Raw genomic sequence first — 364 nt, 5'->3', positions numbered from 1 at the left:
TGCATCCACCAACAAGTTTTCCAAATCCGTCGCATCTCCTGCCGGAATAATCGCGGCTTCGAACGTAGCCATTACCGCTTCCAAATCGGCGACGGCATCATCCAACTGACCCTGAGTTTGGTTCCCCGCATCGTCGGCGATCGCTTGCGCGGCGTTGATCGCTGCCTGCAGAGCGCTGCGATCGTTCGCCGACGCTTGTCCGACGTTTGCGCCTTCGAGATGGTTCGCAAGCATCTGGGCTGCATCCACCAACAAGTTTTCCAAATCCGTCGCATCTCCTGCCGGAATAATCGCGGCTTCGAACGTAGCCATTACCGCTTCCAAATCGGCGACGGCATCATCCAACTGACCCTGAGTTTGGTTC

General features: G+C 56.6%; 1 protein-coding gene. It reads right to left on the bottom strand.

Annotation, left to right across the window (positions count from 1 at the left end; translation table 11 throughout):
- A partial coding sequence (locus AB4Z29_RS32435; RefSeq protein ID WP_441946969.1) for a hypothetical protein occupies positions 1-364 on the bottom strand: 364 nt, incomplete at both ends.

The organism is Paenibacillus sp. 2TAB23, from assembly GCF_052115165.1.
Taxonomy (GTDB): domain Bacteria; phylum Bacillota; class Bacilli; order Paenibacillales; family Paenibacillaceae; genus Pristimantibacillus.
This window is presented reverse-complemented; position numbering and strand designations above follow the sequence as displayed.